This window comes from Streptomyces sp. CA-106110 (assembly GCF_050936285.1).
GTDB lineage: Bacteria > Actinomycetota > Actinomycetes > Streptomycetales > Streptomycetaceae > Streptomyces.
In genome coordinates this window covers 6,867,203-6,883,962 of the sequence record NZ_JBNJNB010000001.1, presented here as the reverse complement: position 1 = coordinate 6,883,962, position 16,760 = coordinate 6,867,203, and the positions used below count along the sequence as shown (strand labels likewise).

13 protein-coding genes and 4 pseudogenes are annotated in these 16,760 nt (G+C 68.1%); 8 read left to right on the top strand and 9 right to left on the bottom strand.

Translation table 11 applies throughout. The features are described from left to right. Nucleotides 1-27 precede the first annotated feature (27 nt). Both ACQEXA_RS31715 and ACQEXA_RS31710 read right to left on the bottom strand, forming a co-directional pair. Nucleotides 28-1,143: a PAS domain-containing protein gene (locus ACQEXA_RS31715; protein WP_432929177.1), complete on the bottom strand. Its 1,116-nt coding sequence runs from the start codon at nucleotides 1,141-1,143 to the stop codon at nucleotides 28-30. 540 nt (nucleotides 1,144-1,683) lie between these two features. Continuing rightward, nucleotides 1,684-2,175 carry a YfbM family protein gene (locus ACQEXA_RS31710; RefSeq protein ID WP_432929179.1) on the bottom strand — a complete coding sequence of 164 codons (492 nt, stop codon included), beginning with the start codon at nucleotides 2,173-2,175 and terminating at the stop codon, nucleotides 1,684-1,686. 263 nt (nucleotides 2,176-2,438) lie between these two features. Between ACQEXA_RS31710 and ACQEXA_RS31705 the strand changes: the two genes are divergently transcribed. Genes ACQEXA_RS31705 through ACQEXA_RS31695 form a run of 3 tightly spaced genes read left to right on the top strand, consistent with a single transcriptional unit; the run spans nucleotide 2,439 to nucleotide 4,461 of the window. Continuing rightward, complete coding sequence (locus ACQEXA_RS31705; RefSeq protein ID WP_432929181.1) at nucleotides 2,439-2,594, top strand: hypothetical protein; 156 nt, start codon at nucleotides 2,439-2,441, stop codon at nucleotides 2,592-2,594. 42 nt (nucleotides 2,595-2,636) lie between these two features. Then, nucleotides 2,637-3,098 carry a fumarylacetoacetate hydrolase family protein gene (locus ACQEXA_RS31700; protein ID WP_432929183.1) on the top strand — a complete coding sequence of 154 codons (462 nt, stop codon included), beginning with the start codon at nucleotides 2,637-2,639 and terminating at the stop codon, nucleotides 3,096-3,098. A gap of 34 nt (nucleotides 3,099-3,132) precedes the next feature. Then, nucleotides 3,133-4,461 (top strand): IS701 family transposase, encoded by a 1,329-nt coding sequence (locus ACQEXA_RS31695; RefSeq protein ID WP_432933157.1) that lies wholly within the window; start codon nucleotides 3,133-3,135, stop codon nucleotides 4,459-4,461. 353 nt (nucleotides 4,462-4,814) lie between these two features. Here ACQEXA_RS31695 and ACQEXA_RS31690 read toward each other — a convergent pair whose 3' ends face one another. Together ACQEXA_RS31690 and ACQEXA_RS31685 are read right to left on the bottom strand one after the other, a co-directional pair. Then, complete coding sequence (locus tag ACQEXA_RS31690) at nucleotides 4,815-5,582, bottom strand: transposase (protein ID WP_433134663.1); 768 nt, start codon at nucleotides 5,580-5,582, stop codon at nucleotides 4,815-4,817. Nucleotides 5,583-5,663: 81 nt separating this feature from the next. Further along, a pseudogene (locus ACQEXA_RS31685) lies at nucleotides 5,664-5,884 on the bottom strand (TIGR00730 family Rossman fold protein); the annotation flags it as partial. A 468-nt stretch (nucleotides 5,885-6,352) separates the two neighbouring features. Here ACQEXA_RS31685 and ACQEXA_RS31680 point away from each other — a divergent pair. Beyond that, nucleotides 6,353-7,471: pseudogene (locus tag ACQEXA_RS31680) on the top strand (ATP-binding SpoIIE family protein phosphatase); the annotation flags it as partial. A gap of 150 nt (nucleotides 7,472-7,621) precedes the next feature. Here ACQEXA_RS31680 and ACQEXA_RS31675 read toward each other — a convergent pair. From ACQEXA_RS31675 to ACQEXA_RS31665, 3 genes and pseudogenes are all read right to left on the bottom strand, one after another. After that, nucleotides 7,622-8,824, bottom strand: a complete 1,203-nt coding sequence (locus ACQEXA_RS31675; protein WP_433131772.1) for an MFS transporter — start codon at nucleotides 8,822-8,824, stop codon at nucleotides 7,622-7,624. A 299-nt stretch (nucleotides 8,825-9,123) separates the two neighbouring features. Beyond that, complete coding sequence (locus tag ACQEXA_RS31670; protein WP_356006332.1) at nucleotides 9,124-9,900, bottom strand: alpha/beta fold hydrolase; 777 nt, start codon at nucleotides 9,898-9,900, stop codon at nucleotides 9,124-9,126. A 488-nt stretch (nucleotides 9,901-10,388) separates the two neighbouring features. After that, nucleotides 10,389-10,754, bottom strand: a pseudogene (locus tag ACQEXA_RS31665) (transposase family protein); the annotation flags it as partial. 153 nt (nucleotides 10,755-10,907) lie between these two features. On the opposite strand from ACQEXA_RS31665, the gene ACQEXA_RS31660 reads away from it, so the two are divergent. From ACQEXA_RS31660 to ACQEXA_RS31650, 3 genes are read left to right on the top strand one after another with little or no spacing between them, the layout of a single operon-like run. After that, on the top strand, nucleotides 10,908-11,525 hold the full coding sequence (locus ACQEXA_RS31660; RefSeq protein ID WP_433131770.1) for an IS607 family transposase: 618 nt from the start codon (nucleotides 10,908-10,910) through the stop codon (nucleotides 11,523-11,525). Further along, nucleotides 11,522-11,659 carry a hypothetical protein gene (locus ACQEXA_RS31655; RefSeq protein WP_432929191.1) on the top strand — a complete coding sequence of 46 codons (138 nt, stop codon included), beginning with the start codon at nucleotides 11,522-11,524 and terminating at the stop codon, nucleotides 11,657-11,659. Before ACQEXA_RS31660 ends, ACQEXA_RS31655 begins: the two co-directional genes overlap by 4 nt. 18 nt (nucleotides 11,660-11,677) lie before the next feature. Further along, complete coding sequence (locus tag ACQEXA_RS31650; protein WP_433131768.1) at nucleotides 11,678-13,492, top strand: zinc ribbon domain-containing protein; 1,815 nt, start codon at nucleotides 11,678-11,680, stop codon at nucleotides 13,490-13,492. Between the two features lie 5 nt (nucleotides 13,493-13,497). On the opposite strand, the pseudogene ACQEXA_RS31645 reads toward ACQEXA_RS31650, so the two are convergent. Together ACQEXA_RS31645 and ACQEXA_RS31640 are read right to left on the bottom strand one after the other, a co-directional pair. Continuing rightward, nucleotides 13,498-14,070: pseudogene (locus tag ACQEXA_RS31645) on the bottom strand (hypothetical protein); the annotation flags it as partial. A 281-nt stretch (nucleotides 14,071-14,351) separates the two neighbouring features. Beyond that, nucleotides 14,352-15,131 (bottom strand): SDR family NAD(P)-dependent oxidoreductase, encoded by a 780-nt coding sequence (locus ACQEXA_RS31640; protein WP_360993473.1) that lies wholly within the window; start codon nucleotides 15,129-15,131, stop codon nucleotides 14,352-14,354. Between the two features lie 482 nt (nucleotides 15,132-15,613). Between ACQEXA_RS31640 and ACQEXA_RS31635 the strand changes: the two genes are divergently transcribed. Next, entirely contained in the window at nucleotides 15,614-16,720 is a 1,107-nt protein-coding gene (locus tag ACQEXA_RS31635) for a hypothetical protein (protein ID WP_432929196.1), read from the top strand. The last annotated feature ends 40 nt before the right edge of the window (nucleotides 16,721-16,760 follow it).

Here is a 16,760-nt window from a genome sequence, read left to right as displayed (position 1 = left end):
CCACGCCCCGAGTGGCTGATTGCCGGTCTAGCTGAGGGGCGTGATGGAGATGCTGTAGTCGCTGCCTTGCCGGTCGATCCATGGAAATCCGGCTCCATGCGGCCGGCGGTGGACGTAGTCGTCCAGGTCGGGGATGAACTGCGCCCGGCCGCGGCGTATCGCCTCGGGCAGCGGGCTCGGCTGGTCCAGCCGCAGGCCGCGCAGGGCATCGACCTTCTCCATGGCCACTCCGGCATCGACGCAGACGCGCAGGCGGTCGTCGTCGACGAGTGCGAGCAGAGCGCCTGCACCGCCGAAGGTCGCGGTGAGACGGGTCAAGATGACCTGGTGCAGTTCCTGTTCCGTCGCTGCGGCGATCAAGGCGGAGGAGAAGTCGGCGATCTCTTCGGCGCGCTCTCGCTCGGCACCCAGCGCGGCTTGCAGTTTCTCCCTGCGTTTCTCCTGCTTGGTGTCGTCGCGGACCATCCCGAAGATCAGTTCGGGGCCGTCATACCCCAGCCGGATCCGGCGGATCTGGGCGGCCAGTCGGTGCCAGCCGTCGTGCTCGGTGAGGTACCGAAACCTGATCCAGGGGGACTGGGAGGCGGTCAAGCGCATGAGGTGCCGCAGGGGCTCCCGGTCATCAGGGTGGACTCGCGAGATCACGCTGGACATGGCGACAGTGGCCTCCGGGAAGACCGCGGCCAGGGTGGGTGCGCCACCCATCCATTCCAGCCGCTGCTCCTGAGGTGAGTACATCCACAGGCCGAGGTCGTTGGCCTTTGCCGCCAGCCGGAACGGGATCAGCAGGCTGGCCAGGTCGTTTCGCGCGTCCAGGGCGTGCACCCATACCAGCCGCTCGCCACGTGCGGGATCCTCCACCGGCCGCGCCTCGATCAAGCAGGCAACGGTGGCTCCGTCCGGCCCGGGGAACTCCAGCGCCCGCATCGCGATCGTCTTCGTCCTCGCGGCGTGGGCCACGAGATTCTCGGCCAACATCTGCTGACTTTCGGGCCACAGACCACCGAAGTCACGTCCCAGACATTTCTCCACCGGCCTGCCCAGCGCGGTGGCCATCGCGACGTTGAGATCGCGGATGCATCCGTCCAGCGTCAGCAGAGCCGCCGGCTCAGGCTGATGAAGGAGTTCGTCCGAGGCGTCCATTCCGTGACTCCCTGGCACATACCAAAACGACCACTTCAGCCATGTTCGCGCATTTTGCTCTGATGTCTCGATGAAGGGCGTGTTCGACCGCCTGCATCGAGTGACGATGGCCGAGGAACCCGCTGGAAACAGAGGACGGGCAGCCCGGTGAAGAGGGGGCAGTGAGCATGGCTGCGGTACGGCCCACGCCGCCGACCGGCTCCGGTTGTGCAGGGTCAACCGGCTCCTGCGCGTACGAGGCGGCCACCGACCAGGCTGCCCTCGCCCGCCTCCTCGGCGCGGGCTTCCGTGAGCTCGCGCGCACGGACCGAGGCTGGAAACACCCGTCCGTACGGCCGTGAGCGGGTGGGCAGTTGGGGTCGTGGACGCCTCAGTGCAGGCAGTGTTTGCGGTGCTCGCTGTCTACGTCGAGTCGAGCCGCGAACACGGGATCACCGCGCGGCTGGGCCGGCTGATGTCACCGGGCTTGCCACGCCCGTGGCGCGGAGGATCAGGTCTCCTCGTCGCACCGCCGCCGCCTCGTCCAGACGCGGCCCCGGTCTACTGGTCGACCGTGAAGATCACCGCTCGGCCGTTCTCCGCCGCCGTACGGTAGAAGTCCTGGAGTCCGGGCAGAAAGACCTGGGTGTAGGCGATGTCTCCCGCGTCAGCGGCGCCCTGGTAGTCGGCGAACGTGAGCGTGGCGAAGCGATCGCGCAACCACTGCGCGCCGAGGGGTTCGAGCGCGGACGCGACCTCGCGGACCTCATCCGGGTCGACGTAGCAGACGATGTAGTCGTCGCCGCCGTACAACGGCACGCCGCCCAGGATGACGTGCGACAGCGGGAACTCGCCGTTCTCGAAGGACAGATCGCCGTCCGTGAAGCAGCGGTGCAGCGCGTCCCAGGACTTGTCGAGCTCGCAGAGATGGTCCAGGTCCCAGCGTTCTTCGATCTCCTCGACGAGTTCCATCACCTCGTCGTCCTCCCGGCACGCCAGGAGACGTTCAGCGTCTTTGGCATCCAGGGCGAAGAGCACTCCGCGCGCCGCCATCGTGTCCTCCCACCGATACGAAGAATCGCTCGGCGTGAGCGAACCACACGCCCCCGACGGTGAGCCGGTCAGGGTCGACGATCGGCCGGTCCGCTACATCGGCAACGGGGACGACTCGGGGAGCGGCTGGGTGCCGTCTCGGGGCCGCCGGAGTCCGGCCGTTCCCGAGTTGCCGGAGGTTGAGGCCCGTGCCGTAATTGGTGAGGGCGTATCTGCGAGCGGCGGAAGCCGGTCGAACGGGCACTGCTACCGAAAGGTGAGCAATGAAACTCGCGACGTTCGACGCCGGTGCCGGCCAGCATGTCGGTTTCGTCGACGATGAGGAAGTGGTGGACCTGACGGCAGCCGATCCATCGATAAAGACGATGATCGATCTGCTGGAGCTCGGTCCGAGGGAAGCGTGGACGTCCGCCGGCTAGGCCCCGAGGCTGCCGCTGTCGGAAGTACGACTGTGCGCGCCGGTGCCCAGGCCGCCCAAGTTTCTCGCCATCGGCTACAACTACGCCGCCCACCTTGAAGAGACCCACATGGAGCGGCCGAGCCGCCAGGCCTGGTTCAACAAGCAGCAGACCAGCATCATCGGGCCCGGCGATCCGATCTGGATCCCGGCGATCGCCCCGGACGAGATCGACTACGAGGGCGAACTCGGTCTGGTGATCGGCAAGCGGTGCAAGAACGTCCCGAACGAGAAGAACGCGGTGCTGGACGTGACCGCGGGGTTCACCATCGTCAACGACGTCAGTGTGCGCGACTGGCAGGCGCTTGAGCCGGGCATGGTGGTCAGCAAGTCCTTCGACACCCACGGCCCGATCGGCCCGTGGATCGTCACCACGGACGAGATCGGTGACCCGCTCGATCTGCGGTTGCGTACGTACGTCAGTGGGGACTTACCCTTCAGTTGGAGATCAGCGGCCCCGCTGTAGTTCCTCGGTCATCGTGTGGGGGTAACTGCCTTGTATGAAGGCGGAGTTACTGGACATTATGCCGGAGATCACCGATCGGGAGCGGGCCGAGGAGTTCTCCGATCAGTTGGAGAACCTGCTGGTGGAGGTTGGCGGGATCTTCCCGCGGGCGGATCTGCGGATGCGGGCCGCGCGGTGCATCCGCGGCCTGCTCTCCCCGGTGTCACGCAAGAATGGCTGGCAGCTTGCCGAGTACGGCGGCGACGCCGAGCCGTGGGGGCAGCAGCATCTGCTGGACCGCTCGGTCTGGGACGTCGATGCGCTGCGGGACTTCACCCGACGCTACGTCATCGATGGCCTGGACGACGGCGGGAGGGGAGCTGGGCCCGGCGGAGCGGGGGTTTTGGTGGTCGACGAGACCGGCTTCGCCAAGAAGGGCCGGGCCTCGGTCGGGGTGGCCAGGCAGTACTCCGGCACGCTCGGCGGGGTCTTCCCGTGCCAGATCGGGGTGATGGCCGCCTGGGCCACCGGACGCGGGCAGGCACTGATCGACCGGGAGATCTACCAGCCCCGGGAATGGACCGAGGACCGGGCCCGCTGCCGCGCCGCACACGTCCCCGACACCGTCGGTTTCGCCACCAAGCCCCGCCTGGCCGAGCAGATGATCGCCCGTACGCTGCCCAACCTTCCCGAGGACCGGGTGTGGGTGGCCGCCGATGAGGTCTATGGACGCGACGGCGCCTTCCGCGTCTTCCTGGAGGAGCACCATCTGCCCTACGCGGTGAACGTGCAGGCCAACCACACGGTGCTGCCCCGTCCCGGCTGGCGGCACGCCGCGAGGCTGGTGGAGCGGCACGCCGCCGAGGACGACTGGGTCACCCTGCCGGCCGGCCCCTCCCAGCTCGACTCCCGCGTCTGGCAGTGGTGGGTACGCCCTATCCCCGACCCTGAGGCGGAGACCGGCGACGGGGCGTGGGCGCGGTGGTTCATCGCCCGGCGACGGCCGCAGACCCCCACCGGGCGCGACTACTACCTGGCCTGGGGCCCGCCCGAGACCACCGTGGAAGAGCTGGTCTGTGTACCCGGGGCCCGCTGGCGAGTGGAGGAAGCGATCAAGCTCGCGAAGTCGGCCGCCGGGATGGCCGATTACGAGGTGCGTTCCTTCCACGGCTGGTACCGGCACATCACCCTGGCCCAGCTGGCCGCGGCCTTCCTGGCTGTCCAGGCCGCGGCCGCCACCCGCGACGAGGAGCCCGCCCCCGGCCCCGACCGCGTCGCGGAGATCCTGCACGCCAGCTTGGACACGCCTCCCGGCCACACAGGGGGACCTCGCCGATCCCACCAGCCCTACCGGCACCGCCGCTATCGCGTTCACGGCGTATGAAATCGCCCGACTGCTGTGGGTGATGGCACCCCAGCCCACCCCGGCCGAGCGGATCCGCCACGGCCTGCACTGGTCCTGGTGGCGACGCTGCCACCAGGCCGTCGCCCGCGCCTGTCACAGGCGGCGCAACCATGCCCGCGAAGCCGAACACCCCACGGCACGGCCGCCACCCACCGGTCCTCAAACTACAGCGGGGCCGCTGATCTCCAACTGAAGGGTCTGTGCGAGACTTGGTGGCCGAGGGCCTGGAGCTGGCGGACGAGGTCGCGGGTTTTGCTGGCGGGGTCGAGGTGACGGCGGTGCCAGTCGACACCGAGCTCCTGGGAGTCGGCATCTGGATCGTTGATCAGGCGTCAGGCGATGACGAGAATCGAGCGGGCGACGCCGACCAGAGCGTTGGCATGGCAGCGGCGTTTGACGATGCGCCGGTAGCGGGCGCCGAGGAAGGTGCCGGTGCGGGCGGCGGCGTTGGCGGCCTCACCGAGCGCGCCCTTGAGCCAGGGGTTTCCCTGCCCGGCCGGCCCCGAGGGGTTCTTCGCTCCGGACTGGATCGTGCGGGGGCACAACTTGGCCCAGGACACCAGGTGTTCAGGGGTGGGGAAACGGCTCATGTCCGCGCCGATCTCGGCGAGGATGATCTGCGCGATGGTCGGCCCGATCCCGGGCACAGCGTCCAGCTTTTCGGCCAGAGTCCGCGCACTGACCGAGGTGGCCTCCTCCTCGGTGCCTGTGCTGCCTAGCGGGGTGGTGATCTCCTCCAGCGTCCGGGCGATCAGCCGGTCGAGTTCGTCGATCCGTGCGGTGAGGTGGTCGACGGTGGACAGCAGCACCGGCAGCAGCCGGGCGTGGTGGTCTTCGAACTGCCCGGTCAGGGCCTCGATGAGGGCCGGCTTCTTCTTGACCAGGTTGCCCTTGCCGAGGTCGGCCAGGGTGCGCGGGTTGCGTTCTCCGGCGACCAGCGCGTCGAGCATGGCCCGCCCGGACATGCCGAACAGGTCCGAGACGACGCCGGACAGTTTGATCTGCGCGTCCTGCAGGGCCTTGTCGACGCGGTGCTTGTGCCGGGTGCGTTCCTGGACGAACACGGTGCGGGTGCGGGTGTAGTCCCGCAGCTGTCGCACCGGCTTCGGTGGGACGAACGAGGCGCGGACCCGCCGCGTTCGGCGATCTTGGCCAGCCAGACCGCGTCCAGCTCGTCCGTCTTCGGACGCCCTGGGACGTTCTTCACGTCGATCGACCGAGATCGCCGTGAGCCGCCCTCCCGGCGCCTGCACTCCGTCGGCGACGATCTTGATCAGCCCGGTATCGGATCCGCCCGCACCAGGGCGTGGTCGGCCCTGCCGATGAGTTCCGCAAACTCGCGAGTGGTCAGGGTGTAGTGCTCGTCGAGGTCAGTGGCTGAGAGGAAGACACCGATGTTCATCGGGCGTGGGCGCTGTTGCAGCCATGATCGGAGCGTATGCGTGCGTCCGCCCACACGTGTGGACCATTTTCACTTCGCGTCGAACGGCCAGGCGGGTCCCTGGGCGCCGCCTGTGAGACCAGTTGCACCGCGAAGCCGGGGCGCCACGTCGCATGCTCGGGGCGCCACGCTTGGGAGTGGGTCAGAGTCCCAGCTCCGTAGATCGCGATCTTGCTTTGTCCGCAGAATTGGTCTGGGAGTCTTTCATAGAAATGGACCATACTCCGGTGCCACTGGGTACGTAGCGTTGTGGGCATGAGCAGGAACGAAGCACAGGGAAGCCCGCAGCGCCTCCCCGAGCACAGGGCCTGGAGGAAACGATCCGCGTCGACCGAGGCGAATCACGGGCCGACTGGCTGTTCGTAGCAGGTCACCACGCGACGCTGCCCGACCTCCTGAAGATCGGCTTCCCTCGCACCTACGCACGTGATGGGAACCGGAATGGCGACCACCGACCAAACCGCATTCGCTGAACCGCCGAAGCCCCGCGAGATATCCGACGCGACGACAGCCCTCGCGCTGCAGTGCAGCCTGCTCCCGCATTGTTTGAGGGGCGGCGTCGCGGTGGAGGCGGCCTCGCGCTACCTGCCAGCCGACATGGACGCAGGGGTGGCTGGCGACTGGTTCGACGTGATCCGGCTGTCCGGCGCCCGGGTGGCCCTCGTCGTTGGGGATGTGGTCGGACATGGCATTGATGCTGCATCGACCATGGGCAGGCTCCGCACCGCCGTCCGCACGCTCGCGGACCTGGATCTGCCTCCCGACGAGCTGCTGGGCCATCTCGATGCCAGCGTCCGGCGGATGACCGAGGAAGACGGCGACGCGGACCAGGCCCCGGTGGTGGGCGCGACCTGTCTGTACGCCGTCTACGACCCGGTCACGGGGCGGTGCACGATGGCACGGGCCGGGCACGTCCCGCCCGCGATCATCGACCCGCAGGGGCAGGTCACCTTCCCCGACCTGCCCACTGGGGCGCCGCTCGGCCTCGGTCTCGGGCTGGTTCCCTTCGACGCCATAGAATTGGAGCTGCCCGAGCGAAGCCGGCTTGCGTTCTTCACGGACGGCTTGGTCGAGTCCCGTGACGAGGACATCGACGTCGGCCTGCACCGACTGGGCACCGCCCTGGCGCAGCCTGAGCAGTCCTTGGATGACTTGTGTTCCTCGGTGATGGAAACCGTGCCGACTCAGGCACCGTCCGACGACGTCACCTTGCTCCTTGTCCGGACCCGCGCACTCAGCGCGGCACAGATCGCCTCCTGGGAGCTGCCGACTGACCCGGCCGTCGTCTGCACCGCGCGCCATGTGACCGCCTGTCAGCTCAGTGAATGGGGACTGGAGCATCTCGTGTCCACCACGGAGCTGGTCGTCAGTGAACTGGTCACCAACGCCATCCACCACGGCGCCAGCCCGATCCGGCTACGGCTCATCCAGCACCAAGTCCTGACCTGCGAAGTCTTTGACAGCGGAAAGTGTTGCCCGCGCCTGCGCGATGCTCGCATCGCCGACGAGAATGGCCGGGGCCTATTCCTGGTTGCTCAGTTGTCCAGCGGGTGGGGCTTCCGCTCCGCAACGGGCGACGTCACGCTTGTGGGCACTGGTGTTCTGTCTGCCAGGACCGTCTTCCCGGACCGGGTTCGTGTCACCGGTACCGGCGTGCTGAGCCTGGTCCTCGAAGGGCTCGTCGTGTGCGACAGCGGCTCAGCGCTTGGTGAGCTGGCTCGGCGCCGGGCCGGGGTCAGCGGTCACGGCGGTGCGTCGGCCGCGGCGTTCCAGGGCGGTGGACCACAAGGCGAGCCCGAGGGCGGCGGCGGCCATGAGTGCGCCGACCCAGTTGGGGGCGGTGTAACCGAAGCCGGCGGAGATAACGAGGCCGCCGAGCCACGCGGACAGAGCGTTGCCGAGGTTGAAAGCACCGACGTTGAGGGCGGAGGCCAGGGTCGGGGCACCGTGGGCCTGGTCGAGAACACGCTTGTTCAGTGGTGGCACGGTGGCGAACCCGAACGCGCCGACGAGCATGGTGGTGATCGCCGCGAGGATCTTGTTGTGTGCGGTGAAGGTGAACAAGGCCAGCACCACGGCCAGTCCGCCGAGCGCGACGTAGAGCATCGGCATCAGCGCACGGTCGGCGAGTCTGCCGCCGGCGAGGTTGCCGATGACCATGCCGATGCCGAGCAGGATCAGCAGCCAGGTCAGTGAGCCCTCGGAGAAGCCCGCGATCCGGGTCATCATCGGGGCGATGTACGTGATCGCGGCGAAGACGCCGCCGAAGCCGAGCACGGTTATCGCCATCGCGAGGGGAACCTGCGGGTTGCGCAGGGCGGCGATCTCGTGCCGCAGGTGGACGCCTTCGGGGCGGGGCATGGCGGGGACGAATTTGGCCAGCGCGAGCAGTGCGATCACGCCGAGGGCGGCGACAAGGGTGAAGGTGACGCGCCAGCCGGCGGCCTGGCCGATGTAGGTACCGAGCGGGACGCCCACGACGTTGGCGACGGTCAGGCCGGTGAGCGTGATGGCGATGGCGTTGGCCTTCTTCTCCGGGGCGACCAGTTCGGTGGCGAGGACCACGCCGATGCCGAAGTACGCGCCGTGCGCGAGCGAGGTGACGACGCGCCCGGCGAGCATCAGCCCGAAGTTGGGGGCGAGCGCGGACAGCAGGTTACCGAGGACGAACAGGGCCATCAGCAGCAGCAGTATCCGCTTGCGGGACATCTTCGTGCCGAGTGCGGTCATCAGCGGGGAGCCGAACACGACGCCGAGGGCGTAGACGGTGACCAGCAGTCCGGCGGTGGGAATGCTGATGTGGAAGTCGGTGGCGATCTGGGGCAGCAATCCCGTGGGGATGAACTCCGTGGTTCCGAGGCCGAAGGCACCGATGGCGAGAGCAAGAAGCGCCAGGGGCATGGGTTCAACCCTTCCGTGTTGCTTGAGTGAGTACTTGATGTCCATGCCGCTTCCGGACTGCCGGGCAACAGTGCGCTGGAGATTGTGTGGGGTAGAGGGGAAGCTGAAGCCGGCCGGCCGCGACCGCGGCCTCGGGCCTGACCGGGCGGTGAACCACGTCCTGTTCATCCGGTCCCTCGACCGTTGCGGCACGGGATCGCGCCGGTGGAGACTTTCGTGACCACCGACGCGATCCTGTCTACGGAGCTGTTCCTTGCCGTCCGCGGGGATGGCCGTTGCTCATCCCTGGATGGTGAGAGTTACTTCTGCAGGAAGGACTGCAGTGCGGCGGTCACTTCCTTCGGCCTCTCCTCGTTCACGAAGTGGCCGGTCTTGGCTAGGACTCGTCCCTGGACGTCCTCGGCGTACTCGTGCCACTGGTTGGGGACTCCGGAACCGAAGGAGTACTCACCACCGATCGCGAGAATGGGCATCTTCAGCTTGCCCTGGGCCAGGAACTCCTTGTTCTGCTGAACATCCGTGCGGAGCCCACGGTAGACGTTCATCCAGGCCGTCGCACGGCCGGGCTCCTTCAGGAAGTGGGAGTAGTAGTCGAAGTCCGACGCCGTGAACGGCGACTTGTCGCGGTTCACGTACTCAAGCATCATGTCGTGGACGATGACGCGCTCGTGACCGGCGATGAGCTTTTCAGCGAGAGGCATCTGGAACAGGCCGAAGTGCCACGGCGAGGGCCTGTTCGGGTCGGCGTTGAGCGCGGCGTAGGTGTAGATGCTCTTGTCCGGGACGGGAGCTTCCATCACAGCCATGCTCCGTACCTCCGAGCGGTACTGCGCCGCGTAGCCGTAGGCGACCCACATACCGATGTCGTGGGCGACCACCTGGACGCCGTTGTTGAGCTTCAGCTGTGTCAGCAGCTGATGTACGTCCTTCGACAACTGCACTGCGTCGTAGCCACTCTTGGTGACCTGGGACTGGCCGGCACCACGCAGGTCGACGGCGATCACGGTGTGGTTCTTGGAGAGCGGAACCATCTCCTTGCGCCACTCGGACCAGTCCTCGGGGAACCCGTGGATCATCACCACAGGTGAACCCTTACCACCCCGAACGTAGTGCATACGGAAGCCATTCACTTCCGCGAACTTGGACCGAAAACCAGCGGGTGGCTGAGACTGCGGGTAAGACGACGTCGGGCGGAGTGCCGAGGAGTCATGCTCGCGACTCTCACCCCATGCTCCGGAGCTCAAGGCCACGGAACCCACCAGGAGAGCCACCACAGCCGTGATGAGCGCGATGAGCTTGTTGATCTTCCCTGCTCCGGTACGTGGATCTTCGCTGGACAGCTTGCTGTCGCTCATCTTCTTGCTCTCTCTGTGTGTCGGGGTTCACTGCAGGCGCCGTGTACGCGGTGCTGCCGGGCTCCCGTACGGGTTGGTGCCGACGGTCGCTTTGGGCTTGTCGGCCCACTCCTGGAGTTAACGCTGTCCGGGACTGGGCTGTCAAGCCCAATCCAGGTATCGTCCGAAGCATGAAACCCACCACAGAAGCTCGGGAGCCCCAGCGCGGTGGCGCTCTTGGAGCACTCCGAGGCCATCCAGGCGGCCTGCTGATCGAAGGCGTAGGTGTGTCCGGTGCCGTGACGGGCCCAGGGCACCGCCGTCACCGTCACCCCGTGTCGGCGGCAGTCCACCCGCGGCGCGTCGGCCTCCAGGAAGACCCGCATCACGCCGTGGTCGAGGTCTCGCCACCGACGCCGGCCCCGCCCCGCGTCGAACCAGGGCGCCGGCCGTCCGCACCGGCCGCACCGCTGCCGACGGCGGGCATCGGGCCGTACCGACACGACCACACATTGTTCGTTCTCATCGATCCGGACGCCCTCGACCACGGTGTTTTCCGCCGTCAGGGTCCGCTTCCATATGCTGAAGACAGACACGCCGTTTCTCTGCTTGATCAAACTTGAGCCTAGACACCTCAAGGATCACAGGAAGCGGCGTGTTTCACGTATCAGCCCAGGCCACAGCACCCACGCATACGGCAGGAGAGCCTCAATTTGCTTAGAGCTCCTCAGTGATCGTACGGTGATCGTGTGGAACTTCTTCGACTCTCAAAGGCCGCCAAACGCTTGGGTGTTCACCCCGTGACGCTTCGTCTTTGGGCTGACTCAGGCAAGATCCCGGTGACTTGGGTCGGGCGTGAGCGCCGGTTCTCCTCGATCGATGTGGAGGCGATGAAGGTCTCCACCGGTGGCGAGCGTGTCCGCCTGGAGGGCCTGTACGTGCGCGTGTCCGGCTCCCACGGGCAGGAATCCTCGCTTCAGGCGCAGGAGAAGGAGCTGCGGGTCACCTCCACCGGCGAGATCGTCAAGGTCTTCCGTGACCGGGCCTCTGGCCTGCGGGAGGACCGGCCCGGTCTGAGCCGGCTCCTGCGGGCCGTTGCTGACGGCTCGGTGACCGTCGTGCGGGTCACGCACGAGGACCGGCTCGCCCGGTTTGGTGTCGGCTGGCTCAAGCACCTGCTGTCCGTGTACGGCGCGCGTCTTGAGGTGCTGCACCCAAAGAAGCTCGGCGACCGGGACGAACTCCTTGAGGACTTCGCGTCGCTGGTCACCACGTTCGCAGGCCGCCTGTACGGGATGCGGTCGGCTGAGAACCGGCGTCGCCTGCTGGCCGAGTCCGGGCAATGCCAGGCCGGTAGCCACCAGTGAGCCGGAAACCGCAGCTCGCCCACGGTGAGACCTCCCGCACCGCGTGCGCCCGCACCCTTGTGCGCACCGGCGTGGATGAGAAGACGGGCGAAGTCCTGACCCAGGCCGTGCTGGCCGAACGCATCGGCTGGTGAAGCGACCTGGTGGCGGGCATGGTGTCTGTCGTGCTCGCCGAGCGTTGGAACAGCCGTGATGTGAAGGTACTCGCCTCCGGCGTGGACGAGGTCGGTCGGAAACTGCCGTCGAACGCGTGGATGGCGCTGCGGCGTCTGGGCTGGAGTACCGCCCCGCCCGAGGGCGTGAAGGTCAACGACCGGATCGTGCGCATGGCCCAGGAGCAGGCCGGGCGGGCGCTGCGCTCGGCGAAGTGGCGTGCCGAGATGACTGCCGGAGTCCTGGCGACGTGGCCCATCGATCCGGGCAAGCGCACTCCCAGCGAGTGGGACGCCGTACGCGCAGCGGTCCCTGGTGGAAAGTATCTGCCGTCCAGCATCATCAAGGCCCGCACCCGGCAGGCCGCCACGTATCTCAAGGCCAACGGCCGTCTGCCCGTGGACGTGTTCGAACTCGAAGGCGCCCCGAAGGTGGCGCGCCTGCTGCTGCTCGCCGCATGCGACGGGCAGCAGGCCACGATCGAACGCTCCGAAACCGGCACCGGGCAGGCGCTGCTACGGCTTCAGCTGCCCACCCGCCCCGACCCACAGACATACCGGGACTGGACGTGGGTGGCCTGCCCCATCGCTTTGCCGCCGACGGTCCCGGCATCGGCGGTGCTCCACCTTCCCACCCTTCGCCTCGCGGGTGACACCGTGCGCGCTGACCTGGCCTACACCCACGCCGTTCCCAAGGCCCACCGCACTGGTCATGCGGTGGCGCTCGGCGTGGACTGGGGCCTGAACACGCTCCTCAGCGCGGGCGCCGTGCAACTGAACGGCGAGGGGCGGATCACCGCGCTCGGTGCCGGCGGCCAGTTCCGGTCCGCCGGTGTGCTCGCCAAGCAGCACCGCCTGCGCCGCCTCTCGGAGCGACTGCACACCAAGGCCGACCAGTATGAACGGCTGATCGCAGGCCACGACCACCAGCTTGCCCCCAAGCTGGACGTGCTCCGCAGCGAGATCCAACATGTCTCGCAGCGCCGGTCGAGCCTCAATGACGCGCTTGCGTGGGCTGCCGCCAGGTGGGCCGTCGACCAGGCGATTGCCGCCGGGGCCACGGTGATCTATGTCGAGGATCTGCGGTCGATGGAAGCCGGGGGCATGGGCCGCACCCTGAACACCCGCCTGTCCCAGCAGGTCCGCGGACAGATCGCCGACCGCATGCGGCACCTCGCCACCGAACAGGGCATCGCCGTCGTCACGGTTCCGGCCCGCAACACCTCCAAACTGTGCCCGCACTGCCTGACCCCGCTGCGGCACCGCAAAACCCCCGACCGGCCCACCCTTGCGGGATGGAAATGGGCCATCTGCCCCCACCAGGACTACCGTTGGCAGGGCGACCGCGACCACGGTGCCTGGCGACGAATCGCAGCCCGCGGCCTGGCCCACCAGGCCACGACCGTTACCGACCACACCAGCGGCCACATGGCGATCCGGACGGTCCTCGACAACCTCGAAGCGAACGCCGTCCTCACACCGACTCCCAAGACCAGCCGGAAGGACCGGACCAAGACCGGCCCCACCCGGCCACGTTCCACACGCCCCGCGCCCAGGCGACGCAGGGCACCCTCCCCAGCACGGCCTCACGGTCGTGCCGGCCAGCGTCCGGAGGGACACGCTCACACGGACCGGACCCGGCTGCCCCGCGCAGCCCACCGACACCAGGGCATGAACACGACCAGCACACCCACCACCGGCCACCGGCCACAAGGGGCAGCACTCGGCGCGGGATTCCACCTCCACGCCCACGCCCCCCCACCACGGTGGGAAACGATCCCGGAAACTCAATCCGACTCAGGATCGCATAGCTAATCAGAGACGCTGTCCCCCAGAAGCTCGTACTCCCATTGCGCCGCCGCCTCGGCGAGACGCCGGTCGCTGAGGTACCCGGTCTGCTTCTCCCATTCGGCAAGCCAGGGGCCGAGCGTTCCGGACGCCTCGGCACACAGCACGAAGACCTGGTGCGCCGGGACGACCGCGTCCGGATCGGTGAGGCTCTGCTCCCACCAGGCATGCAGAAACTCGCGTACCGGACCGGCGTGTTCGTCAGGCCATTGCTGCCAGCGGCCGCGGGCGAAGGAGTACCCGGCCTCTTCGAGTCCGAACAGCGGTTCCACGCGACCGGCGACCAGAGCTGTGGCGAACTGCGGCAGGATGCGCCGCAGCACGGCTGCGTGATCGGTCCAGTCGATGGCCCGCCAGGTCCGGTACAAAAGATCCGGCTCCAGCTCCACGTCCGGCGTCTTCAACAGGGAGAGCTCCTCCGAACTGCCCCAGTGACACTCGCAGTTGTTCTCGTCCGGGTGCGCTGTCATACCGCGGAAGGTGACGGCGAGGTTGTCCAGGGCGGCGCTGAGGCGGCGGCGTGCGGGACGGTCGGCGAGATGCATGATGTGCCCGGCCTTCGAGGACTCCGTACGGCGTCTGCCGACCGAAGGTCACCACTTTACCGGGTGAGGCCGGGCGGACACCGGCCGATTGAGAGAGGTGCGGGGCCGGGTGGCCGACAGGGTCGGTGTACGACGTCAACGGCCTCGTCGAGGCATCGCGCGACCCTCCCTTTCAGGCCCGCCCCGCAGTCGCGCACGTAGTTCCCGAGTGCGATCTCCACGTGCTTGGCCAGGCTGTGGGACCCGTCCTTTCGGACTGCCCTCAGAACCGGCTGCACGCATCAGTGGACCGAGAGGCCGCCGTCGATGAAGATCGACTGGCCGGTGATGTACGCGGATGCGCGGCTCGCCAGGAACACCGCCGCGCCCGCGAAGTCCTCCGCCAGACCGTTGCGCCCGATCATCGTCCGGGCGGCGAGCTCCGCCACCTTGGCCGGATCGGCGGACAGGCGCTCGTTCAGCGGAGTCATCACAAAGCCGGGGACCAGCGTGTTGCTGGTGACGCCGTACGGGGACCACGCCTCCGCCTGCGAGCGGGCCAGCGACTCGAGGCCGCCCTTGGACACTCCGTACGCACCGCTCTGGACGAAGGCCCGGTGGGCCTGCTGCGAGGTGATGTGGATGATCCGTCCGAAGCCCCGCACGGCCATGCCAGGGCCGAAGCACTGTCCGAGGAGATATGGGGCCTCCAGGTTCACCGCCATGGTGGCGTCCCACACCTCGTCCGTCAGCTCGCCCAGCGGTGGGCGCAGGTTGATGCCTGCAGAGTTGACGAGGATGTCCGGCTCCCCGAACACCGTCGCCGCCTCGCGAGCTGCCGTCCGTACCCCGTCGCGCGTGCCCAGGTCGGCACTCACCCACGCCGCCTGGCAACCGTCGACCACCAACTCCTCGACCACGGCGGCCAGTTCCTTCTCCTTGCGCGCCACGATCACGACCCTCGCCCCGGCGTGGGCGAGGGCCCCAGCGATGGCCCGCCCGATCCCTGAACTCCCGCCGGTGACAAGGGCGACCCGGCCCTCCAGTGAGAAGAGTTCGGTGAGGTAGGGCTGCGAGGTCATTTTCGTCCTCCGGGCACGAGCTCTGCAGGCAGGTGGTGGGCACCACGTCCGACTGGCGACTCTACGTGAACGGTGTCGAACCGGCTCTCCCGCAACGAACGTGTCCAACGGGTCGCGCCGTGGCTGGCTATTGATTGCCCACGTAGTTCTGCGGTCTCGCCGACACGGGGGCCTGCCGTGATGGGCTCCACTACGTGAATTCGGCCGACACCACCGACAGCGGCAGGGCCCGTCGCGTCCGAACTGGTCTAAGCCCCAGGCTTCTTCTGTCGTACCCGTCAGTCTGGAGGGGTCTGCTGACGGCGGCAGGCAGGTGAACTCCTCTCTGCCGGGGAGTTGGCGTATCGGCCGTTCGTCCTTCACCTTTCCTTCGTCCTCGATTGCAGCGACGAATGCACCCTTGCGCGATGCGGTCGAGGTCCAGGGGGTGGCCCTCGACGCAGTACGGGCACGGGCATCGTGCTTCACCACAAGGGGGGACGATGACGCGACCGCGCGTGCCGGCACTACGGGGGAACTCCCCACGGGCACGGCTTCGGCGCTGGTCCAGGGGCGCCGCTGCCACGGCGACAGCGGTGTTCCTCGTCGCCATGGGCGGTGCCTCCCCCGCCCACGCGGCCGGAACGCCGGTTGCGGGCGCCGGCTCGACATGGGCCCAGGACCCGACCGCCGAACTGCTGAACCGCGCGGGATATTACGCAGCCCCCAGCGCCGGCGCCGTGGCGATCGGGCTCTCCTCAGCCCCGTCCGACCCGTCCGGCCCCGTCGGTCTCAGCGCTGCCTACAGCAATCCGGATCCGCGGACCTATCCACTTCCGCTCGTCAGCTATCTGATCGTCCCGACCACGACGGGCGGCACATTCACCACGGCGAAGGGGCAGTCGCTCAGCTCGTTCGCCTCCTATGCGCTGTGCCACCAGGGTTCACAGAGCGGCCTGGGCTACGCACCGCTGCCGCCCGATCTGGTCCGAAGCGGCCTCGACGTCATGTCCCGCATTCCCGGATCCTCGCTCAGCGAGGTCGACACGTCGGGCTGCGCCACCTCGTCCGCCGCCGAGCTCCAGGACGTTCCGCAGCCGCAGGAGTGCGACCGGGTGGGCAGCCCGTCGTGCGACATCCCGGGAGGCTGGACGGAGTCGATCAGGACAACGCTCGAGCCTGGGGCGCTGGCGATCTCGATCGCGGGCGACGAGCACATCATGCTGCCCAGTCCGGTGCTCGACCCGTCGGGCGCGTACCTCCACACCTCAGGGCAGATGAGCCCCATCACCGTCACCGACAGCCGCCCCGGCAACGTCGGCTGGACGGCCTCCGGCCAGGTCGGCGACTTCACGGATTCCGCCGGCGGCACCATCGACGCGGCCAGCCTGACCTGGACCCCCGCCGTCGTCGACCGCGGCAATGTCCAGACCGTCACGGCAGGCGCCCCGCTCGTCCCCGGCAACGGCAGTGGGTTGAAGAACCCCCGGACCCTGGCCACCGGGATCGGCCCCGGCACCGCGGGTCTCGGGGCGACGCTCGACCTCGACGCCCCGACCTCCACGACACCCGGTACCTACACCACGGTCCTCACGGTGACCGTCATCTGACGGGAGGACGGAACACGCGGGACGAGCATCTCGTCCCGCG

Excerpts from the sequence above, each read along its gene's own strand:
- ACQEXA_RS31635 (WP_432929196.1), top strand. The coding sequence starts at position 15,614 with ATGACGCGACCGCGCGTGCCGGCACTACGGGGGAACTCCCCACGGGCA.
- ACQEXA_RS31710 (WP_432929179.1), bottom strand. The coding sequence starts at position 2,175 with ATGGCGGCGCGCGGAGTGCTCTTCGCCCTGGATGCCAAAGACGCTGAA.
- ACQEXA_RS31670 (WP_356006332.1), bottom strand. The coding sequence starts at position 9,900 with ATGATCCACGGGTTCCCCGAGGACTGGTCCGAGTGGCGCAAGGAGATG.
- ACQEXA_RS31705 (WP_432929181.1), top strand. The coding sequence starts at position 2,439 with ATGAAACTCGCGACGTTCGACGCCGGTGCCGGCCAGCATGTCGGTTTC.
- ACQEXA_RS31650 (WP_433131768.1), top strand. The coding sequence starts at position 11,678 with ATGGTGTCTGTCGTGCTCGCCGAGCGTTGGAACAGCCGTGATGTGAAG.
- ACQEXA_RS31715 (WP_432929177.1), bottom strand. The coding sequence starts at position 1,143 with ATGGACGCCTCGGACGAACTCCTTCATCAGCCTGAGCCGGCGGCTCTG.
- ACQEXA_RS31695 (WP_432933157.1), top strand. The coding sequence starts at position 3,133 with ATGAAGGCGGAGTTACTGGACATTATGCCGGAGATCACCGATCGGGAG.
- ACQEXA_RS31675 (WP_433131772.1), bottom strand. The coding sequence starts at position 8,824 with ATGCCCCTGGCGCTTCTTGCTCTCGCCATCGGTGCCTTCGGCCTCGGA.
- ACQEXA_RS31640 (WP_360993473.1), bottom strand. The coding sequence starts at position 15,131 with ATGACCTCGCAGCCCTACCTCACCGAACTCTTCTCACTGGAGGGCCGG.